Below are 1178 nucleotides of genomic sequence, written 5' to 3' on the forward strand. Positions count from 1 at the left end.
TCCCGACCGAACGTAGCCAACCAGCCATGCCCCTGGCGGGACAACTGGCACACCAGAGGTCCGTCCGTCCCGGTCCTCTCGTACTAGGGACAGACCCCCATCAATTCTCCAACGCGCACAGCGGATAGGGACCGAACTGTCTCGCGACGTTCTAAACCCAGCTCGCGTGCCGCTTTAATGGGCGAACAGCCCAACCCTTGGGACCTACTCCAGCCCCAGGATGCGACGAGCCGACATCGAGGTGCCAAACCATCCCGTCGATATGGACTCTTGGGGAAGATCAGCCTGTTATCCCCGGGGTACCTTTTAGCCGTTGAGCGACATCGCTTCCACACGCCGATGCCGGATCACTAGGCCCTGCTTTCGCACCTGCTCGACCTGTCAGTCTCACAGTCAAGCTCCCTTGTGCCCTTGCACTCACCACCTGATTACCAACCAGGCCGAGGGAACCTTTGGGCGCCTCCGTTACTCTTTGGGAGGCAACCGCCCCAGTTAAACTACCCACCAGGCACTGTCCCCCACCCGGATACACGGGCGCGGGTTAGACGCTCAATGCGACCAGAGTGGTATTTCACCAACGACTCCACGAATACTGGCGTACCCGCTTCACAGTCTCCCACCTATCCTACACAAGACACACCAAACGCCAATGCCAAGCTATAGTGAAGGTCCCGGGGTCTTTCCGTCCTGCTGCGCGAAACGAGCATCTTTACTCGTACTGCAATTTCACCGGGCCTGTGGTTGAGACAGCGGGGAAGTCGTTACGCCATTCGTGCAGGTCGGAACTTACCCGACAAGGAATTTCGCTACCTTAGGATGGTTATAGTTACCACCGCCGTTTACCGGCGCTTAGATTCTCAGCTTCGACCCCACAAGGAGATCTAACCGGTCCTCTTAACGTTCCGGCACCGGGCAGGCGTCAGTCCGTATACCGCGTCTTACGACTTCGCACGGACCTGTGTTTTTAGTAAACAGTCGCTTCCCCCTGGCCACTGCGACCACACCCAGCTCCCACCGCAAGGGCGTTCACCAGACGTGGCCCCCCTTCTCCCAAAGTTACGGGGGCAATTTGCCGAGTTCCTTAACCACAGTTCACCCGAACGCCTCGGTATTCTCTACCTGACCACCTGAGTCGGTTTAGGGTACGGGCCGCCAGTACACTCGCTAGAGGCTTTTCT

The 1178-nt window shown here is 58.1% G+C and carries 1 rRNA gene; it reads right to left on the bottom strand.

Annotated elements, in window-relative coordinates:
- Positions 1-1178 (bottom strand): 23S ribosomal RNA (locus ABD811_RS43745); the annotation flags it as partial.

This window comes from Actinomadura miaoliensis, assembly GCF_039536785.1.
Taxonomy (GTDB): domain Bacteria; phylum Actinomycetota; class Actinomycetes; order Streptosporangiales; family Streptosporangiaceae; genus Spirillospora; species Spirillospora miaoliensis.